The organism is Yoonia sp. SWMV100, assembly GCF_056108365.1.
In genome coordinates this window covers 793,500-820,171 of sequence record NZ_JBWBAQ010000002.1, presented here as the reverse complement: position 1 = coordinate 820,171, position 26,672 = coordinate 793,500, and the positions used below count along the sequence as shown (strand labels likewise).

Sequence of the window (26,672 nt, the reverse complement as noted above, 5' to 3'; positions counted from 1 at the left end):
GGAACCGGGGCGCCCAAAGACTGTTTAGGCGCCCCATTCCGATTATACGATTGTTGCTTCGGTTGCCGCGCGCAGTTCGTCTTCGGTCACACCGTCGGCGCATTCGACAATCCGCAGACCACCTTCGACAACGTCGAGCACACCAAGGTTGGTGATAATTCTGTCGACGACAGATTTACCCGTCAGGGGCAGCGTGCAGGATTTCAGCACTTTGCTTTCACCATGTTTGTTGGTGTGATCCATCACGACGATGACGCGGCCAACGCCCGCCACCAAATCCATCGCGCCACCCATTCCTTTGACCAGTTTTCCTGGAATCATCCAGTTCGCCAGATCGCCGTTTTCGGCAACTTCCATCGCGCCCAGAACCGCGGCTGCAATTTTTCCGCCCCGGATCATCCCGAATGACGTTGCTGAATCAAAATACGCTGTGCGGTTCAGTTCGGTGATCGTCTGTTTTCCTGCGTTAATCAGGTCTGGGTCTTCGTCACCTTCAAACGGAAAGGGGCCCATTCCGAGCATGCCGTTTTCCGATTGCAGGGTAATATCTTTGTCGCCGACATAGTTTGCAACCAGCGTCGGGATGCCAATGCCAAGGTTCACATACCACCCGTCTTCGAGTTCTTCTGCGGCACGGGCCGCCATCTGATTACGATCCCAAGGCATTATGCGTCCTCCCGCTTGCGTGTCGTGCGTTGTTCAATCCGTTTCTCGTGATCGCCCTGAATGATGCGGTGCACATAGATACCAGGAAGGTGAATGTGGTCGGGATCAAACGTGCCGGTTGGTACAATCTCTTCGACCTCGACGACGCAGACTTTACCGCACATGGCGGCGGGCGGGTTAAAGTTGCGTGCGGTCTTGCGGAAGATCAGGTTGCCCGTCTCGTCGGCTTTCCAGGCCTTTACGATCGAGAGATCCGCAAAGATGCCCTCCTCAAGGATGTAATCCTCGCCCCGAAAATTCTTAACCTCTTTGCCGTCTGCAATTACGGTGCCAACGCCGGTCTTGGTGTAAAAACCGGGAATGCCGCAGCCGCCGGCGCGCATGCGTTCTGCCAGGGTACCCTGTGGATTGAACTCTAACTCCAGTTCGCCCGATAGATACTGGCGCATGAATTCAGCGTTCTCGCCAACATATGAAGAAATCATCTTTTTGACTTGGCGGGTTTGAAGCAAGATCCCGATCCCAAAATCATCGACACCGGCGTTGTTGCTCGCAAAGGTCAAATCTTTGGTGCCCGCATCCTTAATTGCACCTAACAGCAATTCGGGGATGCCACACAGGCCGAATCCGCCTGCGGCAATGAACATGCCATCGAACAGCAACCCTTCAAGAGCGGCCTCAGCATTGGGATAGATTTTCTGCATAAACGGTGTCCCCCATCTTTTGATTTCTCAAAGGGTGACGCGCAGATGCGCGAAAGTCAATTCAGATGCTGCGCCGCGGCAAAGTTATGTTTTCTTCGCCGCAGGCTTTTTAGCAGCAGGTTTTTTTGCCGCGGGCTTCTTGGCCGCGGGTTTTTTCGCCGGCGCCTTTTTCTTCGCAGCAGGTTTCTTTTTACCTGCCTTTTCCGCGCGATCATCAATCAGGACGACAGCTTGATCCAACGTGAGGTCATCGGGGGTGATTTCTTCGGGGATCGTCGCGTTGATTTTGTCCCACTTTACATAGGGACCGTATTTGCCGTCATAGATGTTGACGGGGCCACCAGCCACAGGGTGCTCGCCCAGTTCGCGCAGCGGTGCCGCCGCTTTGCCGCGTGCCCCGCGCGATGCAACTTTTTCGGCCAAAAGCTGTACAGCGTGGTTCATACCCACGGTCCAGACGTCATCAATGCTTTCCAGATTGGCATTGGTACCACCCCGGTTTGACGTGGTGTCTGCGTGCTTGAGATATGGACCATAGCGCCCGATATTTGCCCAAACCGGCACCCCGTCTTCGGGGTGCGGGCCAATTTCGCGCGGCAGTTGCAGCAGCATCAACCCGCGTTCTAGATCTAACTCTTCGGGTTCCCATGTGCCGGGCACCGATTGGCGCGGCGGCTTGGGGTTTTCTGCCGTCGCTTCGCCACGTTGCACATAGGGGCCAAAACGGCCCTTGAACACGCGAATATCATCACCGGCATCCACGCCCAGCAATTTACCGTCAGGTGGAATGGCGGATGCTTCGGCTTCTGGGTTGGGCGGGCCGAACGGACGGGTATAACGGCATTCAGGATAGTTCGAACAGCCGATAAACGCACCGCCAGATCGTGCGGTGCGCATCGATAGCCGGCCTTCACCGCAGTTCGGACAGGTGCGCGGGTCGCTGCCGTCTTCGGTGGGCGGGAACAGATGTGGTTCCAGAACTTCGTTGATTTTTTCCAACACTTCGGTGATCCGCAGATCCGCGGTTTCCGCGATTGCAGCTGAAAAATCGCGCCAGAACCGTTCCAGAACTTTTTTGTAATCGGCGTCGCCTGCGCTGACTTCGTCCAATTGGTTTTCCAGATCGGCGGTAAAATCGTAGCCGATGTATTTGCGGAAATAATTGGTCAGAAAGGCGGTCACCAAACGCCCCTTATCCTGCGGGATCAGGCGGTTTTTGTCTTTTTCGACATAGCCGCGATCCTGGATCGTGGTCACAATTGATGCATAGGTCGACGGGCGGCCGATGCCCAACTCTTCCATACGTTTTACCAGCGTCGCCTCGGTGTAGCGGGGCGGCGGTTGGGTGAAATGCTGTTCAGGTTCGACCGCGTTCTTTTGGGCCTTTTCACCTTGGGTCAGCTGCGGAAGGCGCTTGTCGTCGTCGTCCCCAGAGGTGTCATCTTTGCCCTCTTCATAGATCGCGATAAACCCGTCGAACACCATGACCTGCCCGTTGGCGCGCAGAATGACCTGTTGATCGTCGCTGGCGATATCTACGGCTGTACGCTCGAATTGCGCGGCGGCCATCTGGCTTGCGATGGTGCGTTTATAGATCAGATCATAGAGTTTGCGCTGGTCGGCGTCTTTGATATGCGCCTCTTCGGTCGCCAGCATCAGGTCGGTCGGGCGGATACATTCGTGGGCCTCTTGCGCGTTCTTGGCTTTGTTTTTGTACACGCGCGGGCTGTCTGGCAGGTATTTTTCGCCAAATTTCGATTTGATGGCGTCGCGAGCGCCGGTGATGGCCTCGGGGGCCATATCGATGCCATCGGTCCGCATATATGTGATCAAACCGGCTTCATATAGCCGCTGCGCCACGGACATTGTTTGCCGTGCACCCATACCGAACTTACGGCTGGCCTCTTGCTGCAAAGTCGAGGTCATGAAGGGTGGCGACGGGTTGCGGGTCGCTGGTTTTGCCTCGACAGAGGTGACAACCAGATCGCGCGAATTGATCGCCTGAACAGCCATTTCGGCTTGGGTGGCGTTGGACAGGTCGAATTTATCGAGCTTCTTGCCAGCCAGCGAGGTTAGTCGCGCTTCGTAGGTTTGGCCGCGCGGGGATTGCAGGATTGCTTTGACAGTCCAATATTCCTGATTACGGAACGCTTCGATTTCCATCTCGCGCTCGACGATGATGCGCAGGGTAACGGACTGCACCCGGCCTGCCGACTTTGCGCCGGGCAGTTTGCGCCACAAGACCGGCGACAGATTGAATCCGACCAGATAGTCAAGCGCGCGGCGGGCCAAATAGGCCTCGACCAGTGGCGCGTCGACTTGACGCGGGTGTTTCATCGCCTCGAGAATGGCCGTTTTCGTGATCGCGTTGAATACAACGCGGCTGACAGGTGTATCTTTTTTGATTGCCTTACGGGCAGTCAGTGCCTCTGTCAGGTGCCAGCTGATCGCTTCGCCTTCGCGGTCGGGGTCGGTGGCAAGGATCAGCTCATTGTCGTTTTTCAGGGCGTCGATAATCGCCTTAAGATGCTTCTTGCTGTCGCTTGCGACCTCCCACTTCATGTCGAAATCTTCGTCTGGCAAGACCGATCCGTCTTTGGGCGGTAGGTCACGAACGTGCCCGTAAGACGCCAGAACGGTGTATCCTTTACCAAGATATCCTTCGATTTTTTTGGCTTTGGCCGGAGATTCGACGACAACAACAGGCATGGGAATCCTTTGAGCGGTTTAGTGGCGCAAGATGTGGGGTGTGACTAGGGATTGTCAATGCGCCCGTTTTCGCAGCCCTTAAGCATGTTGGCGCGAAGGGTAAATGCCCTAAGGCACAACCGCCGCCCAAAGTCCGCCGGGATGGCGTGCAATGCGTCCGTCGAGTTCAAGGTCAACCAGTACGGGTGTCACTTTGGCAGCGGGGGCCGCGAGGTCGCGCAATAACTGGTCTTCGGCGATCGGGGTTGGCCCAAGCCGAGACAGAATTTCCGAGTGCAGCGCCGCGATGTGTTTGAGGGGGCGTGGCGTGGGCACAGGTTCAAACGGAAGGGGCGGCTGCGCAATGGGGGCGGGCGATAGCGCCTCGATCACGTCGGCGGCGCTGCGCACCAAAATGGCCCCGTCACGCAAAAGCATGTTGCAGCCTGCGGCGCGGGCATCGAACGGATGCCCCGGCACGGCAAAAACATCGCGCGCCTGATCCAGCGCGTTGCGGGCCGTGATCAGGCTGCCGGATTTCGCGGCGGCCTCGACGACCACGACGGCCTGTGCAAGCCCCGAGATGATCCTGTTGCGTGCGGGAAAATGACGCGCTTGCGGCTGCATCCCCATCGGCATCTCGGACAGGCGCAACCCTTGTTTGCCGATATCATGCGCCAGTTGGCTGTTTTCAATCGGATAAATGGTGTCCACCCCGCCCGCCTGCACGGCGATAGTGCCGCCGGATAGGGCCGCCAGATGTGCGGCTGTATCAATCCCGCGGGCAAGGCCAGACACCACAACGTACCCTTCTTCGGTCAATTCCGCCGCCAGTTTTTTGGCCATGCGCGTACCCAATGACGACGCGTTGCGTGCGCCGACCAGCGCGATCATGGGGCGCGCCAGCAAGGCGCCGTTCCCCAAAACCCATAGCATTGGCGGTGCATCGTCAATATTGCGCAGGTTTTCAGGATAGCGCGGATCTGTGTCGAAAATGAGATCTGCCCCGGCGGCGCGGCCCGCATTTATTTCTGCCTGGACCACGCCTATGGGACATGTTTCATATCCCGTCACGCCCGCTTCACGGGCGATTATCGGGAGCGCGTCAAGCGCACGTGTCGCGTTGCTGTGTTCTGCCAGCAGCCGCCGATAGGTCGCAATGCCGACCCTGCGAGAGCGCAATAGACGAAGCCGGTTGATCCGTTCCTCTTCCGTGGTGGTAAGGAGGGGGGGGTGATTGGAAGAAGTGCGTTTTCCGGTCATCCTGTTGCTCCGCCTATTGCCAGTTCAAGTTTAGGATTACTCGGTTAATGAGGCGTAAATAAAATAAATGGCAATTTAAGATAATCGACGTGAAATCGTTAGCGCACTGAACTTAAACCTAAAATGCGATGCGCCAATCGTGCAGTAGCCGTGCGCAGACGGCCCGACAGACCCGCATATGTTGCGGCTGGTGCGACTAACGTCCGATGTCAGGCGCGCCCGCGCCGAATCGTTGGCCGATCAAAATTTTGGCCCGTTTCATGCGCGTGCGCATCTTTATTCCGGGCGGCACAGCAGCGATCAGCACCAAAGCACGCCAGCAGCGCCCGTGTTCTGATCGGTCACGCCGCGATGCCAAACTTACTGGCGCCAGATGATAACGTCCTACCCAGCCGCCCCGCCAATCGTCAGCCCGCCAATCAATAGGCTTGGCTGGCCGACGCCGACGGGCACCCATTGTCCCGCCTTGCCGCAGTTGCCGATGCCGGGATCGAGCTGCATGTCGTTGCCGATTCCGCGGATTTTCTTGAGCGCTGTCGCCCCGTCGCCGATCAGGGTCGCGCCTTTGACAGGCGCGCCGATAACGCCGTTTTTCACGCGGTAGGCTTCTGTGCACGAAAACACAAACTTGCCGTTGGTGATGTCCACCTGACCGCCGCCAAACCCGACCGCATAGATCCCATCCTTTAATTCCGCGACAAGGTCTTTGGGGCGCGCATCACCTGACAACATATAAGTGTTGGTCATGCGTGGCATCGGCGCATGGGCAAAGCTTTCGCGGCGTCCGTTACCCGTTGGGGCCACGCCCATCAGCCGGGCGTTTTGGCGGTCTTGCATATAGCCAACAAGCACACCGTCTTCGATCAGCACGTTTTTGGCGCTGGGCGTGCCTTCGTCGTCGACCGTGATCGACCCGCGCCGGTCGGGGATGGTGCCGTCATCCAGCACGGTGACGCCTTTCGACGCAATCTGTTGCCCCATAAGTCCCGAAAAAGCGCTGGAGCCTTTGCGGTTAAAGTCACCTTCCAGCCCGTGACCGATTGCCTCATGCAGCAAAATGCCGGGCCAGCCCGGGCCAAGCACGACATCCATCACGCCAGCGGGTGCCGGTTCGGCGTCAAGGTTAACCAGCGCGATCCGCAACGCTTCGCGCGCGACGGGCTCCCAATGGTCGCGGCCGATAAGCCCGATCAGGCCGGCCCTGCCACCGCCGCCCATGCCACCAGATTCGCGTTTGCCGTTTTCTTCGACAATGACGCTGATATTCAGGCGTGACATTGGTCTGGTGTCGGTGACCAACGTACCTTCGGGGCGCAGGATAAGCACCTCTTGATGCGAGGCGGCCAATGTGGCGCTGACCTGAACCACGCGCGGATCAAGGGCGCGGGCAAAAGCGTCGATTTCGCGCAAAAGATCGATCTTTGCCGGGAAAGTCGCTTGCAACATCGGGTCTTCGTCAGAATAAAGTTTTTGGTTGGTGCCGACAGGTCCGGGGGCCATGGTGCCGCCGCCGTCGCCCACGGCAAGGCGCGCAGTGGCCACAGCACGTTTGAGCGCGTGTTCGTCAATGGTTGTGGAATGGGCATAGCCTGCCGTTTCGCCGCGCACAGCGCGCAGGCCAAAACCTTCGGACGCATCAAAGCTGGCGGTCTTGATCTTGCCATCATCAAACGACAGGACCTCGGATTTGCGCCGCTCCAGGAACAGCTCTCCGTCGTCGGCGCCATGGGTTGCTTCGCGCAGCAAGGTCAGCGCGGTGTCGCGGTCGAGATTGGTTTCAAACGGGCGAAAGGGGTCGACGGACATGCTGGTTTCCTTAGACAAGGGTAAATTATCGTCAAAAGCGTCTGTTTGCCGCAACAGCAGTTCTTGAGTTGTTCATCAAGATATGGGACATGAACGGTCAGATACAACGGGATTCCGTCGGAAGCCCCGTGCGAGACGCGCCAAGAGCGCCACGAAGTTAGGGTAGAATATGCGACTGAAAACCTTTGCGACCTCACTCTGGGCCACGGCTGGCTTGCTGATGGCGGGGACATCTGTCTTTGCACAGCAAGTCAATCAAGAGTTGGAAATTGTTGGCCACCCGATTGACGGGCTGACCGGATTTCAGCCTGCTGCGACAGAATTGGCCCGCGACGTGCATTGGTTGGATGGGATGTTGTTGGTTATCATCACTGCGATCACACTGTTTGTGACCGGCCTGCTGATCTGGATCGCGATCCGGTATAACCAAAAGCGGCAGCCGAACCCGGCGACATTCACCCACAACTCTCCGTTGGAGGTGGCGTGGACAGTGATCCCGATCGTGATCCTTGTTGTCATCGGGTCATTTTCGTTGCCTGTTCTGTTCAAGCAGCAGACCATTCCCGAAGGTGACATCACCATCAAAGTGACAGGGTACAAATGGTACTGGGGCTATGAATACGTGGATGAAGGTGTCGCGTTCGAAGCAAACATGATCGGCAACGCCTACACTGGCGGCGACTATCGCCTCACGCCCGAGACCGAAGCGATGCTGGTCGAGGCGGGCTATTCGCGCAATGAATTCCTGCTGGCCGCTGATAATGCCGTGGTTGTTCCTGTGAACACGACCATTGTGATGCAAATCACTGGCGCTGATGTGATCCACTCTTGGGCGATGCCTGCGTTTGGCCTGAAACAAGATGCGGTGCCCGGGCGTTTGGCGCAGCTTTGGTTCTCGGCAGAGCGTGAAGGCATTTACTTTGGTCAGTGTTCGGAACTTTGTGGCAAAGACCACGCTTACATGCCGATCACAGTCAAAGTCGTAAGCCAGGAAACGTATGATGCCTGGTTGGCAGAAGCCAAAGGCACCTCCTAAGCGCGGGGTGGGTTCCCGCCCACCTTACGCCAGATCAATCCCTTAGGGTGGCTTTCAAGCCACCCCTGTAAGAAGGTCCAGCATGAGCGATATCAGCCTGCAAGACACCCCCTACGAGGCCAATATGGGCGATTATTTCGCCCTGCTGAAGCCGCGTGTGATGTCGTTGGTGGTCTTCACGGCGCTTGTTGGTTTGCTTGTGGCGCCTGTACCGGTTCACCCGTTCATCGGGTTCGTCAGCATCTTGTGTATTGCTGTCGGGGCTGGTGCATCGGGCGCGCTGAACATGTGGTGGGACGCCGATATTGATCGGTTGATGAAGCGTACTGTCACCCGTCCGATCCCATCGGGTCGGGTTGACCCCGGCGAGGCGTTGGCCATTGGTCTGGCGCTTTCCGGCTTTGCTGTGGTTGTCCTTGCGCTTGCCGCGAATATTTTGGCGGCGTTCCTGCTGGCATTCACCATCTTCTTTTACGCTGTCGTCTACTCGATGTACCTGAAGCGCGCGACGCCGCATAACATCGTGATTGGTGGGGCAGCGGGGGCGTTTCCGCCAATGATCGGCTGGGCCGTCGCCACAGGTGGCGTCAGCCTTGAAAGCGCGCTGATGTTTGCATTGATTTTTATGTGGACGCCGCCGCATTTTTGGGCGCTGGCCCTGTTCGTCAAGTCCGACTATGGCAACGCAGGTGTGCCGATGCTGACCGAAACGCATGGGCGTGACGTGACCCGCCGTCATATCCTGATTTACACAATATTGCTGGTCCCGGTCGCGCTGGGCCTTGGCCTGACATCGATTGGTGGGCCCGCATATATGGCGGTGGCTGTGGTCATGAACGCATGGTTTCTAAAAGGTGCCTACGATATTTGGCGCCGCGATGATGCCGCATGCGAGGCTGATAAGCACAAAGTCGAAATCGCGGTTTTCAAAGTGTCCCTTTACTACCTTTTCGCACATTTTTGCGCGCTCTTGCTGGAAGCGGCTTTGCGTCACTACGGGTTTGGGGGCTGGTAAATGGCGATCAATGTCGAACATGAAATTCACACGCGCCGCAAAAACCGTAATGTAGGTGTTTTGTTTTTGCTGATCGGTTTTGTCGGGATCGTATTCGGCTTGACCGTTGTAAAAGTATTGCAACTTGGTGACGCCCGCAGCTTTGAAAGCTTCGATCACGTCGCACGTCCGCAGATTGTACCTGCAGAGGGCACAGAGTGAAACTGTTTCCCAAACTAACCGGCAATCAGCGCACTGCGGCCCAAATGGCAAGTATTGTCGTGGTCATGCTTGGCCTCGCCTATGCCTCGGTGCCGTTTTACAGCTGGTTCTGCCGGGTGACTGGATTTGGTGGCGCGACTAACGTCGCAGAGGTGGGCAGCGATGTGATCCTCGATCAAACCATCAAGATCAGGTTTGACGCTTCCGTCGATAGCGGCATGCCGTGGACCTTCAAACCCGAGGTCCGCGAGATGGAATTGCGCATCGGCGAGACAGGTTTAGCATTTTACGAGGCGCACAATCCGTTGGATGTGCCGGTTGCAGGGCAGGCGACGTATAATGTCACGCCCTACGAGGCAGGCGGATTTTTCGACAAGATTGAATGTTTCTGTTTTACAGAACAGGTATTGCAGCCGGGTGAAACCGTGATGATGCCGGTCAGTTTTTTTGTTGACCCTGCAATCGTCGACGACCGCGAAGGGCAGTATGTTCATACGATCACGCTCAGCTATACTTTCTACCAGATCGACCTACCCGAAGATCAACGGCAGGCCGCGCTGGATACCTCGACTTTGACATCGGCGTCACAAGACGCCATAGAACTAAACTAACGACCAGCCGATAGGGACGCACCACATGGCGCATGCAAAAAATCACGATTACCACATCCTGCCACCTTCGATTTGGCCAATGTTGGGGGGGCTGAGCGGCTTTCTTATGCTGTTCGGCGCTGTCGCCTGGATGGGCGGACCGATCCCGATGCTGCGCGGAATGATCAGCGTGAACGGGCCTTATCTGTTTCTGATCGGCCTCGCGCTTGTGCTTTATGTCATGTTCGCTTGGTGGTCAGACGTGGTCGCCGAAAGTCGGGTCGGGGATCACACCCCGGTCGTGCGGATCGGTCTGCGTTATGGTTTCATCATGTTCATCATGTCCGAAGTCATGTTCTTTGCCGCATGGTTCTGGTCTTTCTTCAAACACGCGATGTATCCGATGGGTCCGATGAGCCCGATTCAGGATGGTGTATGGCCGCCTGTCGGGATTGAAACATTTGACCCGTGGCACCTGCCGCTGATCAACACGCTGATCCTGCTGTGTTCGGGTGCGGCTGCGACTTGGGCGCACCATGCGTTGGTTCACGAAAACAATCGTCAGGACATGAAATGGGGTCTGATCCTTGCTGTTGTTCTTGGCGCACTGTTCACGGTTTTTCAGGTCTATGAATACAGCCATGCGACCTTTGGGTTTGGTGGCAACATTTACGGCGCTAACTTCTTTATGGCGACAGGTTTCCATGGTGCGCACGTGTTCATCGGAACAATCTTCCTGCTGGTCTGTCTGATCCGTCTGCAAAAGGGCGACTTTACCCCTGAAAAGCACATCGGTTTCGAAGCAGCCGCTTGGTACTGGCACTTTGTGGACGTCGTTTGGCTGTTCTTGTTCGCGGCTGTCTACGTCTGGGGCGGCTAAGCGACCTATCCTTTGCCGTAGGGTGGGTCTTGACCCACCGCCCCTTATACCAAACGCGCGGGGCCACTCGCGCGTTTTCCACATCAAAGGCGCAAAATGCTGCGTAAACTGATATTTCCTCTTCTTCTTGGCCTCGCTGGCTGCGGTACGCTGATCAGCTTGGGTGTCTGGCAGGTCCAGCGGCTTGCCTGGAAAGAAGGGATTCTTGCAGAACTCGACACGCGCCTGACAGGCCCTGCGAAACCGCTGGATCTGGCGGTCAGCGAAGCGGGCGATGAATATACACATGTCACGTTTGCCGGCGCACCGTCGGGTGACGAACTTCATGTTCTGACCTCGGGCACCGCCGCCGGCACCGGCTACAGGGTGATTTCAAAGTTTATCCTTGATGACGGTGCCGCAATTTTGGTGGATATGGGCCTCTTGCCGCTTGATGCCAAGACAGAGGCGCCGCTGATTGCGCCGATGCAGGTGACTGGAACCTTGCTGTGGCCAGACGATCAAAACAGCAGCACCCCGGACCCTGATGCGGATAAAAATATCTGGTTCGCGCGTAATGTGGACATAATGGCAGCCGCCTTGGAAACGTTACCGCTGATGATCGTTGTCAGCAGCGCTGTCCCGGCTGACCCCCGTTTGACCGTGCTTCCGGTTGAAACCTCGGGGATAAAGAACGACCATCTTGAATACGCGACCACATGGTTTTTACTGGCCCTTGTCTGGGCTGTGATGACCGCGTTTCTAATCTTTCGCACGACTCGCCAAAAGGACGCCTGACAAAATGCGCTATATTTCGACCCGTGGCACTGCACCTGTGCTGACGTTTGAACAGGCAATGCTGACCGGGCTGGCCCGTGATGGCGGCCTCTATGTCCCCGAGACCGTGCCAACCCTGAGCCACGCGCAAATCGCTGCGATGGCGGGCATGTCATACGAAGAGGTGGCCTATGCAGTCATGCGCCCTTTCATTGGTGACACCTTCAGCGACGCCCAGTTTCAGGAATTGATCGCAAAGGCCTATGCCGGATTTGGCCATGCCGCGCGTGCGCCACTGGTGCAACTGGCCCCCAATCATTTCCTGCTGGAACTGTTCCACGGCCCGACGCTCGCGTTCAAAGATTTTGCCATGCAATTGATTGGCCAGATGTTTCAGGCGGCTTTGTCGCGCTCTGGCGACCGGGTGACCATCGTTGGCGCGACGTCAGGTGATACCGGATCGGCCGCAATCGAGGCATTTCGCGGGCTGTCGAATGTGGATGTCTTCATCTTGTTCCCGCATGGTCGCGTCTCAGAGGTGCAGCGCCGCCAAATGACGACCCCCAGCGAAGCCAACGTACACGCTTTGGCAGTAGATGGTGATTTTGACGATTGTCAGGCCGCCGTAAAGGACATGTTCAACGACTTTACGTTCCGCGAAGATGTGAAACTTGCGGGGGTCAATTCGATCAACTGGGGTCGGGTTTTGGCGCAGGTCGTGTATTATTTCACGTCTGCTGTCAGTCTTGGCGCCCCGCACCGCGAAGTGAGCTTTACAGTCCCAACCGGTAACTTCGGGGATATCTTCGCAGGCTACATTGCCAAGAAGATGGGATTGCCGATTGCAGACCTGATCGTCGCCACCAACCGGAACGACATTCTGCACAGGACTCTGCAAACTGGCGCATACACAAAAGAGGGTGTGATGCCCACGATCAGCCCGTCGATGGACATTCAGGTCAGTTCCAACTTTGAACGCGCGTTGTTCGATGCGTATGATCGCGATGGTGCTGCGGTGGCCGGACAAATGGCGGACCTGAAAAGCGGCGGCTTTGAGATCAGCCAGGGCGCCTATCAAATGCTGCAAGGCACCTTTAAATCGGGGCGTGCGTCCGAAGAGGACACACAGGCCGCGATCAAATCCTATCTGGCGACCAGCGGCGAATTACTGTGTCCGCACACCGCCGTTGGTGTGCATGTGGCAGAGGCGCATCTGGGTGCCACACCCATGGTCACGCTGGCCACGGCGCACCCTGCGAAATTCCCCGACGCGGTCAAAGCGGCCTCTGGCGTTGCGGCACCTCTTCCCCCGCGGATGGCGGACCTGTATGACCGTCCGGAACGGGTCACACGGGTGGCCAATGATCTGGCTGCGCTGCAAGCAGTCATCAAAGAACGGATCTAAATTTGACAATTGAACTTCACACGCTGTCCAACGGTTTCCGGATCGTCACAGAACATATGCCCACCCTTAAGTCAGCAAGCATTGGCGTCTGGGTCGAAGCAGGCGGACGGCACGAACGCCTTGACCAAAATGGCATTGCCCATTTTCTGGAGCATATGGCGTTTAAAGGCACGAAAACCCGCAGCGCGCTGCAAATTGCCGAAAGCATCGAAGATGTGGGTGGCTACATCAACGCCTATACCAGCCGCGAAAATACCGCCTATTACGCCCGTGTGCTGCAAGAGGACGTGCCGCTTGCCATAGAGGTGATTGCGGATATTTTAGTAAATTCCACCCTTGACCAGGCCGACGTCGCGATTGAACGCGGCGTGATTTTGCAGGAAATCGGTCAAGCCAACGACACGCCTGATGATATTATTTTCGACTGGCTGCAAGAATTGTCTTATCCAGATCAGGCGCTTGGCCGTCCGATTTTGGGCCCTGCAGAGCGCGTCGCAGCCTTCCAGCGCGAAGATTTGACCAGCTTTGTCTCAGAACATTACGGCCCGAACCAGATGATTTTGGCAGCCGCAGGCGGGATTGACCACGATCAGATTGTGGCATTGGCAGAGAACCTGTTTGGGCATCTGTCGCCGATCATCCGCCCCCCACATTTGCTGGAGCCCGCGCGTTTCGGCGGCGGAGAGATCCGCCGTAACAAGGATCTGGAACAGGTGCATTTTGCACTTGCACTCGAGGGACCGAACTACCGCGATCCTGCGATTTATACCGCGCAGATTTATGCCTCGGTGATGGGCGGCGGGGTGTCTTCGCGGTTGTTCCAAGAGATCCGTGAAAAACGTGGACTGTGCTACACTGTTTTTGCGCAGGCGGGCGCGCACGAAGATACGGGCATGACCACTTTCTATGCGGGCACCAGTGCCGAACAGATTGCCGAACTGGCCTATGTCACGATGGACGAAATGAAACGCGCAGCTGACGATATGTCTGCCGCCGAGGTTGCGCGTGCGCGCGCACAAATGAAAGCGGGGCTGCTGATGGGCCTTGAAAGCCCGACCAACCGGGCCGAACGGCTGGCGCGACTGCTGTCGATCTGGGGCCGTATCCCGACGCTAGACGAGGCGATTGCGCACATTGATGCGGTCACAACCGGCGATGTAAAACTATTTGCAGAGCAAATGGCCGGGCAAGCACCTAGCGCGCTTGCACTCTATGGGCCCGCCGAAGCTGCGCCAACGCTAGACGCCTTGAAAGCGCGGCTTGCCGCCTGATGCTGGGGGGCAAGCGCAAGGTTCGGATTGAAACCGAGCGTCTGACGCTGCGTCCTCCGGCGCATGGTGATTACCGCGCATGGGCGACGCTACGACAGGACAGTGCCGCGTTTCTGACCCCATGGGAGCCGACATGGACCGCGGACCATTTAACGCGCAAGGCCTTCACCAACCGGGTGTACTGGGCGCAGCGATCCATCGCGAGCGGGTCGGCGTTGCCACTGTTGCTTATCCGGCGGGCAGATCAGGTGCTGGTGGGTGCGATCACCCTTGATAACATACGGCGTGGACCTGCGCAGGCGGGGACAACCGGCTATTGGGTGGGCGCGCCTTTCGCGCGGCGCGGTTACATGCGCGAGGCATTACAAGCGGTGGTACACCACGCCTTTACAGTCCTGGACCTGAGCCGGATGGAGGCGGGCTGTTTGCCCGAAAACGCACCCTCGCGCCGGTTGCTGGAACAATGTAGCTATAAATACGAAGGTGTTGCCCAAAGTTATTTGCAGATCAACGGACGCTGGCGCAATCATGTACTTTACGCGAACCTGCGCCACGATCGGCGCGGCAAGACCGATGCCGGTTAAGCACACCCCAGTGTGTCTGCACATTGAAGCGAGGATAGTCCTATGTTGAACCCGGTCACACCCACCTTTGAACAGGCGTTGCGCGCCATGTTGCCCGCAGCCGCATTCAAGGATGACGCCGCTGGCTATCTTTCAGAGCCACGCGGCCGATTTGCAGGGCAGGGCCTTGTCGTTGCCCCCGGCAGTACACAAGAGGTCGCGCAACTGGTTGCGGCCTGTGCTGATGCCCGCATCGGCGTGATCCCCTATGGTGGCGGGACCGGTTTGGTGGGCGGGCAGCTGATGGCGCAAGGGCCCAAACCGGTGATCCTGTCATTAGAGCGGATGAATCGTATTCGTGCCGTCTACCCGTCCGAGAACGTGTTGGTCTGTGACGCGGGTGTCATCTTGGCAGAGGTGCAAAAAGCGGCGGCTGACATCGATCGGTTGTTTCCACTGTCGCTCGCGTCAGAAGGATCAGCGCGGATCGGCGGCCTGCTCGCGACGAATGCTGGCGGTGTGAACGTTTTACGCTATGGCAATGCGCGCGCCTTGTGTCTGGGGCTAGAGGTGGTGCGCCCCGACGGCACAATTTGGCACGGGCTGACGCGGTTACGCAAAGACAACACTGGGTTTGATCTGCGCAACCTGATGATTGGATCGGAAGGCGCGCTTGGTATCATTACCGCCGCAGCCCTGAAACTGGCACCGCGTCCGGTGGGGGTGGGGGCTGCGATGATGGCGGTGCCGTCACCGCAGGCTGCGCTGGATTTGCTGGCGCTAGCAGGTGCCCAGATCGGGGATGGGATTTCGGCGTTTGAAATCATGCATCGGCAAGGGATCGACTTTCTGGCCGAAGTCGGCCCGCAATTGCGCCAACCTTTTGATGACATACCCGAATGGTTTGTGCTGATCGACGTGGGTTTGCCCGCTGGACTGGACCCGCAAACCGCGCTGGAAAACCTGTTCGAAGCCGGATTCGGCCAGGGCCTTGTGACCGACGGCGTGATTGCCCAAAGCCAGAGCCAGCGACAGGATTTCTGGAATATCCGCGAGAACATTCCAGAAGCGAACAGACGGATCGGATCGGTCAGTTCGCACGATATTTCACTGCCGCTCAGCGCAATTCCCGCGTTTATAGCGCAGGGTGAGCAGGCTTTGGCGGCGGTCGGCGATTTTCGCATCAACTGTTTTGGACATTTGGGCGACGGCAATCTGCACTACAACGTGTTTCCGGCCAAAGGTCGCACACGCGCGGACGATGACCACCTGCGTGGCGCGGTCAAACAGACGGTGCACGATCTTGTCGCACAGATGGATGGCTCTGTGAGCGCCGAACACGGGATTGGCCGGTTGAAAGTGCATGATCTTGAAAAATACGGTGATCCCGCCAAGCTGGCGATGCTTCGCGCGATCAAGGACGCGCTTGATCCGCTGGGCATTATGAACCCGGGCGCCGTTTTGCGCGGTAAACCCTAGCGCCGTGGCTTTAATCCTATCAAAGGAAACCCCTGACACCGCAGATCCAGTTGGGGTGTCAGGACAGACGCGGATATCGGGCTTGTTGCACCGAAAACGGATCGCCAAAAACAAAACAGTCGTTTGTGAACATCGATGCGTCGTGTCGTAGACGTCACCAAAGGGGCGTTGCTGCCGCGCGTTGCGATTTGCGCGGCCGGCTGGATTGGCGACACCATTCTTAAGATAACGCGCTTTTTGGCGGCGTGATCATCGCAGGGTTACGCGCCTTCAAAGGCGCATAAAGCATGTACGTCCATACCTAATTTTTCAAGACGCTGCCGCCCGCCCAATTCGGGCAGATCAACGACAAAGGCGCAGCCGGTGACTTCTGCCCCCAAGCGTTCGATCAGTTTGATGCCCGCTTCGGCGGTCCCGCCTGTGGCAAGCAGGTCATCGACCAATAGTACCCTTTCGCCCGGTTGCAGCGCGTCATCGTGGATTTCGACAACCGCCTCGCCGTATTCAAGCTGATAGGCCTGCTCGATTGTTGCGCCGGGGAGCTTGCCCTTTTTGCGGATCGGCACAAAGCCAAGTGACAGTTGGTGCGCAATAGCCCCGCCCAATATAAATCCGCGCGCTTCAAGCCCGACGACCTTGTCGATGGGCTGTCCTGCGTAGGGGTGCAAAAGCTGATCAATCGCCATCCGGAAACCGCGTGGGTCGCTGAACAGTGTCGTCACGTCACGGAACATGATCCCGGCATGAGGAAAGTCGGGAATGGTGCGGATATAGTCTTGGACGGTTTTCATCGGGAGCTTTCTAAAGGACGCGGCCTGCAACGGCATCAAGTTTGGCGACAAGCGCTGGGTCGCGTTTATCGGGGGCGGTCATAATCGCGTACTCCAATGCCTGATCACAGCCGTGCGGGCAAGGGGCGCGCGTGGCGCCCAAAAGCGCCGGCAGGCGCGCGACAAGATCGCGGGCCTTGGTGCCGTTACCCTGCAATGTGGCGATGATTTCCGTGATGTCGACCGCGCCGTGGTCTGGGTGCCAGCTGTCATAGTCAGTGATCATGGCGACAGAGGCATAACAAATTTCAGCTTCGCGGGCGAGCTTGGCCTCGGGCATATTTGTCATCCCGATGACATCGCAGCCCCAGGACCGGTACAGTTTGCTTTCGGCCATCGATGAAAACTGCGGGCCTTCCATTGCCAGATAGGTGCCACCACGATGTATGGTAATGCCCGCGTCGCGCCCGGCGGTTTCGCAAGCGTCAGACAGGCGTTCACAGGTTGGATGTGCGACGCTGACATGGGCAACGCAGCCAGTCCCGAAGAATGATTTTTCCCGCGCAAAGGTCCGATCAATGAACTGGTCAACGATGACAAAATCACCCGGTGCAAGCTCTTCGCGAAACGACCCGCAGGCGCTGACGCTGATGATGTCAGTGACGCCCAGACGTTTGAGCGCGTCGATGTTTGCGCGGTAGGGGACCGTGGTGGGCGAATGTACATGCCCGCGTCCGTGGCGCGGTAAAAATGCCATCGCGACACCGTTCAAGGTCCCTGTCAAAATCGCATCCGACGGGATGCCCCATGGACTGGCGACTGTCACCCATTCAGCATTTTGCAGCCCTTCCATATCATAGAGGCCTGATCCGCCAATAATTCCGATCTTGGTTTCCATATTGCGCCCCTCGTGTTGCTGCGTTGACCAGAGTTTGTCGTGCTACGGATGGAAAGGAAAGCCCAAGCGCCGTGCCGTTGTGGCAACACCAAGAAGAGCGGCCCGCTGAAGGGGTGACATTCTGCCAAGGGTAAGCTAGGGCTGCCCAAACAGCCCCATTTTGTCAGGAAATCTAATGGCCCGCGCACTTTTGGCGAGTTTCGTCGAGAATTTGTCGATCAGTGATCCGAATGCCCCTTTGACCCCCGCGCAATTGCGTACGGACCTGTTGTCCGGCCTCACGGTTGCATTGGCGTTGGTTCCCGAAGCAGTGGCATTTGCCTTTGTTGCCGGGGTTGATCCGCTGGTCGGACTTTATGCTGCTTTTATCGTCGGCCTGATCACGGCGTTGATCGGTGGGCGTCCGGGTATGATATCGGGTGCGACAGGGGCGTTGGCCGTTGTGATGGTCAGTCTGGTCGCGCAGCACGGTGTTGAATATCTGTTCGCGACTGTCGTTCTGATGGGCTTGATCCAAATTTTCGTAGGCGTCATGCGGTGGGGTAAATTCATCCGCCTTGTGCCGCATCCGGTGATGCTGGGCTTTGTCAACGGTTTGGCGATTGTGATTTTTCTGGCGCAATTGGGTCAGTTCAAGGTTCCCGGCTCTGCCGAGGCAGTCGGCCATGGCATGGGCGGTGGGGAATGGTTATCGGGCGGTCCCATGGCGCTTATGCTGATGCTGGTCGCGCTGACGATGGCGATCATTTGGGTGATGCCTAAAGTGACCAAAATTATCCCTGCTCCGCTTGCAGGTATTGGAATCGTCGCGGCGATAGTGATCGGTTTCGGGCTGGATGTGCCGCTGGTGGGTGATTTGGCCAGCATCGAAGGTGGATTGCCACCGTTCCATATTCCAATGTTGCCGCTGACGTGGGATACACTGCTGATCATCGGCCCTTACGCGTTGATCCTGGCCGCAATTGGTCTGATCGAAAGCTTGCTGACGCTGAACCTTGTTGGTGAAATGACCGGCAATCGCGGGGGCGCAAGCCAAGAATGTATCGCTCAAGGTGCCGCAAACACTGTTACAGGATTTTTCGGCGGGATGGGCGGTTGTGCGATGATCGGTCAGTCGATGATCAACGTGAAATCAGGTGGACGCACCCGCGTTGCTGGCGTTGCTGCGGCGTTGTTCCTGCTTGCGTTTATCTTGTTCGCCAGCAGTCTGATCGAACGTATTCCGCTGGCTGCACTGGTTGGCGTTATGTTCATGGTCGTGATAGGCACCTTTGCATGGAATTCCTTGCGCATATTGCGAAAGGTTCCACGGACCGATGCTTTTGTGACGATTCTGGTGACGGTTGTCACCGTTGCGACCGACCTTGCCACCGCGGTTGTGGTTGGTGTGATCGTATCGGCATTGGCCTATGCATGGGGCAACGCACGCCGTATCCACGCCAAAACATACGACACACCTGAAGGTGCCAAAGTGTACCAAGTACAAGGACCGCTGTTCTTTGGGTCTTCGGATGGTTTCGCCGAACTGTTTCAGATTGAATCCGATCCATCGCTGGTCATCATCGACTTTGCCGACAGCCGCGTCGTCGATCAATCTGCTTTGCAAGCGATCGAGGCTGTAGCAGCGAAATACGAGGCCGCTGGCAAGCGCATTCAACTGCGTCACCTCAGCCGCGATTGCCATCGCTTGCTGTCTAAGGCGGGCCATTTGATCGTGGATAGTGACGATGATCCAGATTATGCGCTGGCCGTCGATTACGGTGTAAAAATAGGTATTATCGGCGGGCACTGACCTCTTGCAAATGGGCGCGACACGTCACACCTGAGTGTGGCGTCCATTGGCCGGTGGCGCCGCACAGCGCGTCTTTGGGTCGGGGAATATCGAATGTTGATGGACGTCATGTTGGTGCTGGCTGGCCTTGCCGCACTTGTGGTTTTTGGCGATATGTTGGTGCGGGGTGCTGTTGGTGTGGCGCAACGGGCGGGGCTGTCGCCGTTTGTGATTGGTTTGACACTGGTGGGGTTTGGCACCTCGGTCCCGGAATTGTTGACCAGCCTGATCGCTGCCCAACAGGGGCTGCCTGGTATCGCGCTGGGCAACGTGGTCGGCAGTAACATCGCGAACATTCTTCTGATTTTAGGCGTGACCGCGGCGATGGGCGCGATATCGGGACGCATGCTGTTAGAGCGCGACGGCATCGTCATGGTTGCTGTCACCTTTCTATGCGCGGGGTTGATCCTGACTGGCGACATCGGGCGGTGGTCCGGTGTCGCCTTTGTTGTGACGCTGGGTGTTTATTTGTTTTTGACCTTGCGCTACGGGCAGTCCGCGCCCGGCGAATTGCCCGAGGGGGCTTATTTTTCTGTTTGGCGTGGCATGGCCGTGTTTCTGGTTGGATTGGTCGGTGTCATGCTGGGCGCCAAGTTTTTGGTGCAAGGCGCAAGCGAGATCGCGCGCGCTTTTGATATTTCTGAATCGGTGATCGGACTAACCATCGTTGCGGTGGGAACATCGCTGCCTGAGCTTGTGGCGTCCGTGGTGGCCGCACGCAGGGGGCAGGGGGCGCTGGCTGTCGGGAATATCATCGGATCCAACATCTTTAACGTTCTGGGGATTTTGGGGATTACAGCAGTGGTTTATCCAATGGCCGTGCCAACAGACATGATGGGCGTCACCGTGATGGTTTTCTTGGTCGCGGCTGTGTCACCGATGATTCTGGCGATCGCCTTTGGGAAAATATCGCGTTGGGTAGGCTTTGCCTTTGTCGGGGCATATGCGGCCTATATCATTGCGCTCGTTGCGTAATCGGGGAACTTGCGCTAGGTGAAAGATGTCACACGCCGGGTCCACGGCGGACATTATCGAGACAATTTAAATATGACGCTGATGACATTTGCTGCCTATGAGCAGCAGTTGAAGTGGGTCGCATTTGTGCTGGGCGTTGCCAGCACAATTTGCGTGGTGCAAGGGTGGCAGTTGGGCGCAATGCTGTTCAGTCTGCCGTTTTGCCTGATTTGGATTTTCTGCGCGTGGCTGCGCGGTGAACGGCAGTTGAAATATATCAATATGCTGTTCACGGTGCTTTATGTGTATGGAATCGGGCGGTATTTTCTTGTAACGGCCTAGTCCTGCCCCGGACGTTTCAGGCTAAAGACGTCGCGGATAACAGCGTAATCTTGATAGCCCATGCGGGTCAGCATCCCAAACGTCGTCACATCAAATTTTCCATCGATCAGGCAGTCGTCGCGCAGGTGAACGCCGATGACCTCGCCGAACACCGCAAAATTTGCGACGCCGGGCAATTGCACGATTTGGGTCAGCTTGCATTCAAGCGTTGCGGGCGCATCGGCCACGCGTGCGCAATCAATTGTCGTGCATGCGGTCTTGGTGATCGCGGCAAGCGCGAATTCGTCGGTGCCCTTATCCCACGGGCCAGAGGTTTGGTTCATCGCGTCTTTGGCGGCATATTCAACAATGTTCACCGCAAAAACGCCTGTTTCGCGGATATTGGCGACCGAATCTTTGGTGCCTTCGCGGTCGGGTTTTGCGCTGGTTGATGCAAACATCACCTGTGGTGGCTCGTATGCGACGGCATTGAAAAACGAATATGGCGCAAGGTTGTCGGTTCCATCCAAGCCACGTGTCGAAATCCAGCCGATCGGGCGCGGCGATACAACAGCGTTAAACGGATTGTGCGGGAGGCCGTGGCCTTTTTTTGGTTCATAAAACATCATGTGGCCTTTTCGTTGCTGCGTAGTTTGGATAGCTTGGTTTCACCTTATTTGGCCAAATGAAAGCCCGATGCAAAGACTATCCGTTATTCTGGCGCAAGAAACCCCCGAAGATTGGTGGGAGGCCGAGGCTCTTTATGATCTTTGCTTTGCGCCCGGGCGCACGGCGCTGTCATCGTATCGTTTGCGTGACGATGTACCCCCCATTGCGAATCTGTGCTGGACCGCGCGGGACCCCGATGGGGTGCTGGCTGGCGTAATTCGCTGCTGGCCGTGCTATGTCGGCGACAAGGTGACCGTTCTTTTGGGGCCCGTTGCCGTCCACCCCACCCGCCAAGGCGAAGGCATCGCGGCGCTGCTGATGCATAAATCTATTGATACGGCCTATTATGCAGGCTGGTCGCGGATTTTGTTGGTGGGCGATCTGCCCTATTATCGACGCTTTGGATTTGATCATCTCACAGGGGTCATTATGCCGCCACCGACAAACCCTGATCGCGTGTTGGGGTTGCCCCTGAAAGACAAGGCGTGGGATCGCGTTAAGGGGAAGGTGCGCAAAGCAGACGATTGCATTTCCGTTGGCTAACCCCATATTTGAGACATGGAAAACAAGATTGCTGTGACAGCACACCCTGATCTTTTGCCGCTTGACGAGGTCGCGCAGGCCAAAGTTGCATTGCTCGCGCAACGCCAACGCAAGGCGAAGGGCGTGTTGATGAAGGCCGTGACGTTTGTTGGTGGGCAGGTCGAGGACGGCATGAAGATGTTGCCGAAATCAGTGCGTACCCAAGTGGACGACATCGCACGCAAAGCCTTGGAACATAGTTTTGACATGGCGGCCAAATCGCGTGGTGGGTTGGGCGCAAACATCGGGTCTGACCGCATCCACAAGGCGATGGGTGCGGTGTCGGGCGCATTTGGCGGTTTGGGTGGTTTGCCCACGGCGCTGGCCGAATTGCCCGTGGCCACCACCCTGATCTTTCGGGCAGTTCTGCACGTCGCCGAAGAATATGGCGAAGATCCCACATCAGTCGAAACACGGATGCAGTGTTTGGCGGTCTTTGGTGCGGGCGGGCCGGGATCGGGCGACGATGGGGTTGATACGTCGTTCATCGGGGCGCGTTTGGGGCTGTCGGGTGCCGCTGTGCATGGGCTGATCAGCAAAGTCGCACCAAAGTTCGCTGCTGTTTTATCGCAAAAGCTTGCGACCCAGACCGTGCCGATTTTGGGCGCGGCAGCCGGGGCTGGCACGAATTACGCGTTCGTCGATTACTATGTTGACTTAGCGCACGTACATTTCGGTTTGCGCAAGCTTGCGCGCACGCATGGTGACATTGCCGTCGCGGACGCCTTTCATCAAGCGGTGGACAATCAGACCTGATAGACCAGCCAGTCAGCAACAGCGCGACGCACCGATTGGTCGCCGTTTGCGATGGCTTCGTCCATGATCGCCTTGACCTCCGTCAGATCAACCCGCCGTAACAGGTGTTTGACCGGGCCAACCGACGCGGGCCGCATCGAAAGTGTCCGCAAGCCCAGAGCCGCAAAACAGAGCGCTTCGACAGGGCGCCCAGCGTCTTCGCCACAAAACGACAACGGTGTGTTTGTGGTCTCGCAGCGCTTGATCACGTGCTCTAAAAACGACAGAAAGCTGATGTTCAGCGTATCATAGCGTTTGCGCACGCGCTCGTTTTCGCGGTCTGCGGCAAAGAAGAACTGCTTTAGGTCGTTGCCACCGATCGAAATAAAATCGACCTCTTCGAAAAATGCGTCGGGTGCAAAGGCAAGCGACGGCGTTTCCAGCATGGCGCCGACTTCAAGGCTGGATGGCAATTTATGCCCCAGCACCGTTTCGCGCGCCATCGCTTTGTCCATCTCGGCTTTGGCGGCGCGGAACTCTTCAATCTGTGTGATAAAGGGGAACATCACGGAAAGCGGCCCGCCGTCTGCGGCGCGCAGAAGTGCCTGCAACTGCATCCGCAACACGCCGGGTTTATCAAGACCCACGCGGATCGCGCGCCACCCCATTGCCGGGTTTGGTTCATCGTTTGGTTTCATATAGGGCAGCACTTTGTCAGACCCGATATCAAGCGTCCGAAAAGCCACCCGTTTGCCATTCGCCGCCTTCACAACCCGCGAGTAGAGCGCAGAAAGTTCGCCGCGGCGGGGCATCTGGTTGCGCACAAGAAACTGCAATTCGGTGCGAAACAGGCCCACACCTTCGGCCCCTGACCCCGCCAAGGAGGGCAAGTCGGCAATCAGTCCGGCATTCATTTGCAGCGAAATATTGGTGCCGCATTTCGTCAGGGCGGGCAGATCGCGGATCGATGCATAACGTTCCTGGGCGCGGGTTTGCATCGCGAGTTTGTCGCGAAACGCCGATAGCACCGCTTCGTCAGGGCGCAGGTGGGCGATTCCCTGATCACCGTCCACAAGAATGATATCACCATTAAGCGCCTCATGCGTGACACCCTTGGCGTTAATCACCAACGGAATCGCCCATGCGCGCGCAACAACCGTCGCATGGCTGCCGACGGACCCTTCCTCTAGCACAATCCCCTTCAGCGCCTTGCCATATTCCAGCAACTCGCCCGGGCCGATGTTGCGGGCCACGAGAATGGCGTTTTCGGGCATTTCTGCGCGGGCCGCTGCACCCTGACCTGTCAAAATCCGCAAGAGCCGGTTGGACAGGTCATCCAGATCATGCAGCCGTTCACGGATATAGGGGTCAGGCGCCTGCTTCAGACGTGTCCGCGCCAACGATTGTTCTTTTTCAACGGCGGCTTCGGCGGAAAGGCCGTTGCTGACGTCTGCCTCCATCCGGCGCATCCAACTGGCAGAATGGGCGAACATGCGGTACGCCTCTAGCACTTCGGCCTGTTCTTTGTCGGTGGCGCGGGCGCCAGTTAGCATGTTGTCGACCGAGATACGCAGTTTTTCGACACCTTCGCGCAAGCGGGCCAATTCGACGTCAGGGTCTTCGGAAATCGGGTTGGTCACCACGACACGCGGTTCGTGCAGGAAAACGACCCCTTCGCTGGCACCTTCTTGGGCGATTGATCCGCGCAAAAGCACATGCTGCTGATGACGCGCTGACAGGGCTGCGCCTTCGCCTACAAACGCGCCAAGTTCGGTCATTTCGGCCAGAACCATTGCCACGATTTCAAGCGCGTAAACTTCATCAGCTGAAAATTCGCGGGCGGCTTTCGACTGGACAACCAACACACCCAATGCATCGCCAAGGCGCTGAATAGGCACACCACAGAACGATGAATACCGTTCTTCACCTGTTTCGGGCATATACCGAAACCCTTTGGCGGCGGGGGCGTCGGCGGTATTAATGACTGTCCGGCTTTTCGCGGTCCGGCCCACCAATCCTTCGCCAAGGCGCATCCGGGTTTGGTGCACAGCTTCGGTCTGAAGCCCCTTGGTGGCGCACAGTTCAAGCGTTTCGGGGTCGCGGAACAGATAGATCGAGCACACCTCGGTCATCATCGAGGTTGCAATCAGGTCAACAACTTCGTCAAGCCGCGCTTGGCCCTCGCTGTTTGCAGCGAGCGCCTCGCGCAGACGTCCCAGCAGCTTGCGGCTTTCTGTTTCGGTCCGATCTTGCATTGGTCCCCCGGTATGCAGCGAACCGATCTGTCTGAGATCAGCCCGCTTTCTCTAGTTCGAATGCATCATGCAGGGCCTGCACGGCAAGTTCCATGTATTTTCGGTCGATCAATACAGATATTTTTATCTCTGAGGTTGTGATGACCTTAATGTTGATCCCCTCTTGCGAGAGTATTTTGAACATTTTTGCAGCAACTCCAGTATGGCTGCGCATCCCAATTCCGACCACGGACACTTTGGCGACGCCTTCGTCGGCAACCAGATCATGGAAGTTGATCGACCCGTTGGCCTTGGCTTCGTTCATCGCCTTTTCGGCACGCAGCACCTGATCAACAGGACACGAGAAGGTCATATCGGTGCGCCCTTCTTCGGAAATGTTCTGCACGATCATATCGACGTTGACGCCTGCATCTGACAACGGGCCAAAAATCGCGGCGGCGATGCCGGGACGGTCCGCGACCGAGATCAGTGTCATTTTTGCTTCGTCACGGGAATAGGCCACACCGGCCACGACATTGGATTCCATAATTTCCTCCTCATCGCAGACAAGCGTGCCTGCTGTGTCCGATGGTTCTTCGAATGATGATAGCACCCGCAGGCGCACTTTGTACCGCATGGCAAGTTCGACCGAGCGCGTTTGCAAAACCTTCGCACCCAACGACGCCAATTCAAGCATTTCCTCAAACGAAATCTTGTCTAGTTTGCGGGCTTTTTTGGTGATCCGCGGGTCGGTGGTGTAAACGCCGTCCACATCCGTGTAGATATCGCAGCGCTCTGCGCCAAAAGCGGCAGCAAAGGCCACTGCAGTGGTGTCCGATCCCCCACGACCCAGCGTTGTAATCCGGCCTTCGGGGCTGATCCCTTGGAAGCCTGCAACAACCGCAACTTTCATGCCTTCGCCGAATTTGGCGTTCAGATTGTCGGTCGGGATTTCTTCGATTCTAGCGGACGAATGTGCGGATGTTGTCTTGACCGGCACCTGCCAGCCTTGCCAGCTGCGCGCAGGGATATCCATTTCCTGAAGGCGCAAGGCGAGCAGTCCGGCAGTCACGTTTTCGCCCGACGACACGATCGCATCATATTCGCGCGCATCATAAAGCGGCGAGGTCTCGCTGACCCAGCCGACCAATTCGTTGGTCTTGCCCGACATCGCAGAAACAATGACAATCACGTCATAGCCGTTGGCGACCTCAAGCGCGACGCGCTTTGCGGCACGGGCGATCCGGTCGAGGTTTGCGACCGATGTGCCGCCAAATTTCATCACAAGCGTTGGCATGAACAAATCCCTTGGGGGCGTCGTACCCCTGTTGCAATTTCGCAGGTGTCTTAATGGC

The 26,672-nt window shown here is 57.2% G+C and carries 25 protein-coding genes; 15 read left to right on the top strand and 10 right to left on the bottom strand.

Annotated features, from left to right (window positions below; all coding sequences use genetic code 11):
• Positions 1-42: 42 nt before the first annotated feature.
• From ACXJGX_RS04145 to tldD, 5 genes are all read right to left on the bottom strand, one after another.
• Positions 43-666 carry a 3-oxoacid CoA-transferase subunit B gene (locus ACXJGX_RS04145; protein WP_474778903.1) on the bottom strand — a complete coding sequence of 208 codons (624 nt, stop codon included), beginning with the start codon at positions 664-666 and terminating at the stop codon, positions 43-45.
• The gene (locus tag ACXJGX_RS04140; protein ID WP_474778902.1) at positions 666-1,370 is read right to left on the bottom strand and encodes a CoA transferase subunit A; all 705 of its coding nucleotides are present in this window, start codon (positions 1,368-1,370) and stop codon (positions 666-668) included. Before ACXJGX_RS04140 ends, ACXJGX_RS04145 begins: the two co-directional genes overlap by 1 nt.
• Positions 1,371-1,454: 84 nt before the next feature.
• Entirely contained in the window at positions 1,455-4,079 is a 2,625-nt protein-coding gene (topA, locus tag ACXJGX_RS04135; RefSeq protein ID WP_474778900.1) for a type I DNA topoisomerase, read from the bottom strand.
• Between the two features lie 108 nt (positions 4,080-4,187).
• Positions 4,188-5,321, bottom strand: coding sequence for a DNA-processing protein DprA (gene dprA / locus ACXJGX_RS04130; RefSeq protein WP_474778898.1), 1,134 nt, complete (start codon positions 5,319-5,321; stop codon positions 4,188-4,190).
• Between the two features lie 384 nt (positions 5,322-5,705).
• Complete coding sequence (gene tldD / locus ACXJGX_RS04125) at positions 5,706-7,127, bottom strand: metalloprotease TldD (RefSeq protein ID WP_474778896.1); 1,422 nt, start codon at positions 7,125-7,127, stop codon at positions 5,706-5,708.
• A gap of 169 nt (positions 7,128-7,296) precedes the next feature.
• On the opposite strand from tldD, the gene coxB reads away from it, so the two are divergent.
• The 10 genes from coxB to ACXJGX_RS04075 all read left to right on the top strand — a co-directional run bounded on the left by coxB (position 7,297) and on the right by ACXJGX_RS04075 (position 16,323).
• Positions 7,297-8,163, top strand: a complete 867-nt coding sequence (gene coxB, locus ACXJGX_RS04120) for a cytochrome c oxidase subunit II (RefSeq protein ID WP_474778894.1) — start codon at positions 7,297-7,299, stop codon at positions 8,161-8,163.
• An 82-nt stretch (positions 8,164-8,245) separates the two neighbouring features.
• Complete coding sequence (cyoE, locus tag ACXJGX_RS04115; RefSeq protein WP_474778892.1) at positions 8,246-9,178, top strand: heme o synthase; 933 nt, start codon at positions 8,246-8,248, stop codon at positions 9,176-9,178.
• Complete coding sequence (locus ACXJGX_RS04110; RefSeq protein ID WP_474778890.1) at positions 9,179-9,379, top strand: hypothetical protein; 201 nt, start codon at positions 9,179-9,181, stop codon at positions 9,377-9,379.
• Positions 9,376-9,990, top strand: a complete 615-nt coding sequence (locus ACXJGX_RS04105) for a cytochrome c oxidase assembly protein (RefSeq protein ID WP_474778888.1) — start codon at positions 9,376-9,378, stop codon at positions 9,988-9,990. The genes ACXJGX_RS04110 and ACXJGX_RS04105 overlap by 4 nt, the downstream gene beginning before the upstream one ends.
• Before the next feature lie 25 nt (positions 9,991-10,015).
• Entirely contained in the window at positions 10,016-10,849 is an 834-nt protein-coding gene (locus tag ACXJGX_RS04100; RefSeq protein ID WP_474778886.1) for a cytochrome c oxidase subunit 3, read from the top strand.
• A 96-nt stretch (positions 10,850-10,945) separates the two neighbouring features.
• Positions 10,946-11,626 carry an SURF1 family protein gene (locus ACXJGX_RS04095; RefSeq protein ID WP_474778884.1) on the top strand — a complete coding sequence of 227 codons (681 nt, stop codon included), beginning with the start codon at positions 10,946-10,948 and terminating at the stop codon, positions 11,624-11,626.
• A gap of 4 nt (positions 11,627-11,630) precedes the next feature.
• Positions 11,631-13,010, top strand: coding sequence for a threonine synthase (gene thrC / locus ACXJGX_RS04090; protein ID WP_474778882.1), 1,380 nt, complete (start codon positions 11,631-11,633; stop codon positions 13,008-13,010).
• Positions 13,011-13,012: 2 nt separating this feature from the next.
• Positions 13,013-14,281, top strand: a complete 1,269-nt coding sequence (locus tag ACXJGX_RS04085; protein WP_474778880.1) for a M16 family metallopeptidase — start codon at positions 13,013-13,015, stop codon at positions 14,279-14,281.
• Positions 14,281-14,865, top strand: a complete 585-nt coding sequence (locus ACXJGX_RS04080) for a GNAT family N-acetyltransferase (protein ID WP_474778878.1) — start codon at positions 14,281-14,283, stop codon at positions 14,863-14,865. The genes ACXJGX_RS04085 and ACXJGX_RS04080 overlap by 1 nt, the downstream gene beginning before the upstream one ends.
• A gap of 42 nt (positions 14,866-14,907) precedes the next feature.
• Entirely contained in the window at positions 14,908-16,323 is a 1,416-nt protein-coding gene (locus ACXJGX_RS04075) for an FAD-binding oxidoreductase (RefSeq protein WP_474778876.1), read from the top strand.
• Positions 16,324-16,583: 260 nt separating this feature from the next.
• Here ACXJGX_RS04075 and ACXJGX_RS04070 read toward each other — a convergent pair whose 3' ends face one another.
• The gene (locus tag ACXJGX_RS04070) at positions 16,584-17,114 is read right to left on the bottom strand and encodes an adenine phosphoribosyltransferase (RefSeq protein ID WP_474778874.1); all 531 of its coding nucleotides are present in this window, start codon (positions 17,112-17,114) and stop codon (positions 16,584-16,586) included.
• A gap of 10 nt (positions 17,115-17,124) precedes the next feature.
• Positions 17,125-17,991: an S-methyl-5'-thioadenosine phosphorylase gene (locus tag ACXJGX_RS04065; RefSeq protein WP_474778872.1), complete on the bottom strand. Its 867-nt coding sequence runs from the start codon at positions 17,989-17,991 to the stop codon at positions 17,125-17,127.
• Positions 17,992-18,166: 175 nt separating this feature from the next.
• Here ACXJGX_RS04065 and ACXJGX_RS04060 point away from each other — a divergent pair, with 175 nt between their 5' ends.
• The 3 genes from ACXJGX_RS04060 to ACXJGX_RS04050 all read left to right on the top strand — a co-directional run bounded on the left by ACXJGX_RS04060 (position 18,167) and on the right by ACXJGX_RS04050 (position 21,118).
• Positions 18,167-19,783 (top strand): SulP family inorganic anion transporter, encoded by a 1,617-nt coding sequence (locus tag ACXJGX_RS04060; RefSeq protein ID WP_474778871.1) that lies wholly within the window; start codon positions 18,167-18,169, stop codon positions 19,781-19,783.
• A 93-nt stretch (positions 19,784-19,876) separates the two neighbouring features.
• A complete protein-coding gene (locus ACXJGX_RS04055; protein ID WP_474778869.1) occupies positions 19,877-20,797 on the top strand; it encodes a calcium/sodium antiporter in 921 nt (306 codons plus the stop codon).
• Positions 20,798-20,869: 72 nt separating this feature from the next.
• Positions 20,870-21,118, top strand: coding sequence for a peptidase (locus tag ACXJGX_RS04050; protein ID WP_474778867.1), 249 nt, complete (start codon positions 20,870-20,872; stop codon positions 21,116-21,118).
• Here ACXJGX_RS04050 and ACXJGX_RS04045 read toward each other — a convergent pair.
• Positions 21,115-21,723: a flavin reductase family protein gene (locus ACXJGX_RS04045; protein ID WP_474779194.1), complete on the bottom strand. Its 609-nt coding sequence runs from the start codon at positions 21,721-21,723 to the stop codon at positions 21,115-21,117. The two genes, ACXJGX_RS04050 and ACXJGX_RS04045, sit on opposite strands and share 4 nt — an antisense overlap.
• A 70-nt stretch (positions 21,724-21,793) precedes the next feature.
• Between ACXJGX_RS04045 and ACXJGX_RS04040 the strand changes: the two genes are divergently transcribed.
• Both ACXJGX_RS04040 and ACXJGX_RS04035 read left to right on the top strand, forming a co-directional pair.
• Positions 21,794-22,309, top strand: coding sequence for a GNAT family N-acetyltransferase (locus ACXJGX_RS04040; protein ID WP_474778865.1), 516 nt, complete (start codon positions 21,794-21,796; stop codon positions 22,307-22,309).
• Positions 22,310-22,324: 15 nt separating this feature from the next.
• Complete coding sequence (locus tag ACXJGX_RS04035; protein WP_474778863.1) at positions 22,325-23,104, top strand: EcsC family protein; 780 nt, start codon at positions 22,325-22,327, stop codon at positions 23,102-23,104.
• Here ACXJGX_RS04035 and ptsP read toward each other — a convergent pair.
• Both ptsP and ACXJGX_RS04025 read right to left on the bottom strand, forming a co-directional pair.
• Entirely contained in the window at positions 23,095-25,338 is a 2,244-nt protein-coding gene (gene ptsP, locus ACXJGX_RS04030) for a phosphoenolpyruvate--protein phosphotransferase (protein ID WP_474778861.1), read from the bottom strand. The genes ACXJGX_RS04035 and ptsP overlap by 10 nt on opposite strands.
• Positions 25,339-25,375: 37 nt before the next feature.
• A complete protein-coding gene (locus tag ACXJGX_RS04025; protein WP_474778859.1) occupies positions 25,376-26,614 on the bottom strand; it encodes an aspartate kinase in 1,239 nt (412 codons plus the stop codon).
• Positions 26,615-26,672 lie beyond the last annotated feature (58 nt).

Excerpts from the sequence above, each read along its gene's own strand:
- ACXJGX_RS04145 (WP_474778903.1), bottom strand. The coding sequence starts at position 666 with ATGCCTTGGGATCGTAATCAGATGGCGGCCCGTGCCGCAGAAGAACTC.
- ACXJGX_RS04140 (WP_474778902.1), bottom strand. The coding sequence starts at position 1,370 with ATGCAGAAAATCTATCCCAATGCTGAGGCCGCTCTTGAAGGGTTGCTG.
- topA (WP_474778900.1), bottom strand. The coding sequence starts at position 4,079 with ATGCCTGTTGTTGTCGTCGAATCTCCGGCCAAAGCCAAAAAAATCGAA.
- dprA (WP_474778898.1), bottom strand. The coding sequence starts at position 5,321 with ATGACCGGAAAACGCACTTCTTCCAATCACCCCCCCCTCCTTACCACC.
- tldD (WP_474778896.1), bottom strand. The coding sequence starts at position 7,127 with ATGTCCGTCGACCCCTTTCGCCCGTTTGAAACCAATCTCGACCGCGAC.
- coxB (WP_474778894.1), top strand. The coding sequence starts at position 7,297 with ATGCGACTGAAAACCTTTGCGACCTCACTCTGGGCCACGGCTGGCTTG.
- cyoE (WP_474778892.1), top strand. The coding sequence starts at position 8,246 with ATGAGCGATATCAGCCTGCAAGACACCCCCTACGAGGCCAATATGGGC.
- ACXJGX_RS04110 (WP_474778890.1), top strand. The coding sequence starts at position 9,179 with ATGGCGATCAATGTCGAACATGAAATTCACACGCGCCGCAAAAACCGT.
- ACXJGX_RS04100 (WP_474778886.1), top strand. The coding sequence starts at position 10,016 with ATGGCGCATGCAAAAAATCACGATTACCACATCCTGCCACCTTCGATT.
- ACXJGX_RS04095 (WP_474778884.1), top strand. The coding sequence starts at position 10,946 with ATGCTGCGTAAACTGATATTTCCTCTTCTTCTTGGCCTCGCTGGCTGC.
- thrC (WP_474778882.1), top strand. The coding sequence starts at position 11,631 with ATGCGCTATATTTCGACCCGTGGCACTGCACCTGTGCTGACGTTTGAA.
- ACXJGX_RS04080 (WP_474778878.1), top strand. The coding sequence starts at position 14,281 with ATGCTGGGGGGCAAGCGCAAGGTTCGGATTGAAACCGAGCGTCTGACG.
- ACXJGX_RS04075 (WP_474778876.1), top strand. The coding sequence starts at position 14,908 with ATGTTGAACCCGGTCACACCCACCTTTGAACAGGCGTTGCGCGCCATG.
- ACXJGX_RS04070 (WP_474778874.1), bottom strand. The coding sequence starts at position 17,114 with ATGAAAACCGTCCAAGACTATATCCGCACCATTCCCGACTTTCCTCAT.
- ACXJGX_RS04065 (WP_474778872.1), bottom strand. The coding sequence starts at position 17,991 with ATGGAAACCAAGATCGGAATTATTGGCGGATCAGGCCTCTATGATATG.
- ACXJGX_RS04060 (WP_474778871.1), top strand. The coding sequence starts at position 18,167 with ATGGCCCGCGCACTTTTGGCGAGTTTCGTCGAGAATTTGTCGATCAGT.
- ACXJGX_RS04055 (WP_474778869.1), top strand. The coding sequence starts at position 19,877 with ATGTTGATGGACGTCATGTTGGTGCTGGCTGGCCTTGCCGCACTTGTG.
- ACXJGX_RS04050 (WP_474778867.1), top strand. The coding sequence starts at position 20,870 with ATGACGCTGATGACATTTGCTGCCTATGAGCAGCAGTTGAAGTGGGTC.
- ACXJGX_RS04045 (WP_474779194.1), bottom strand. The coding sequence starts at position 21,723 with ATGTTTTATGAACCAAAAAAAGGCCACGGCCTCCCGCACAATCCGTTT.
- ACXJGX_RS04040 (WP_474778865.1), top strand. The coding sequence starts at position 21,794 with ATGCAAAGACTATCCGTTATTCTGGCGCAAGAAACCCCCGAAGATTGG.
- ACXJGX_RS04035 (WP_474778863.1), top strand. The coding sequence starts at position 22,325 with ATGGAAAACAAGATTGCTGTGACAGCACACCCTGATCTTTTGCCGCTT.
- ptsP (WP_474778861.1), bottom strand. The coding sequence starts at position 25,338 with ATGCAAGATCGGACCGAAACAGAAAGCCGCAAGCTGCTGGGACGTCTG.
- ACXJGX_RS04025 (WP_474778859.1), bottom strand. The coding sequence starts at position 26,614 with ATGCCAACGCTTGTGATGAAATTTGGCGGCACATCGGTCGCAAACCTC.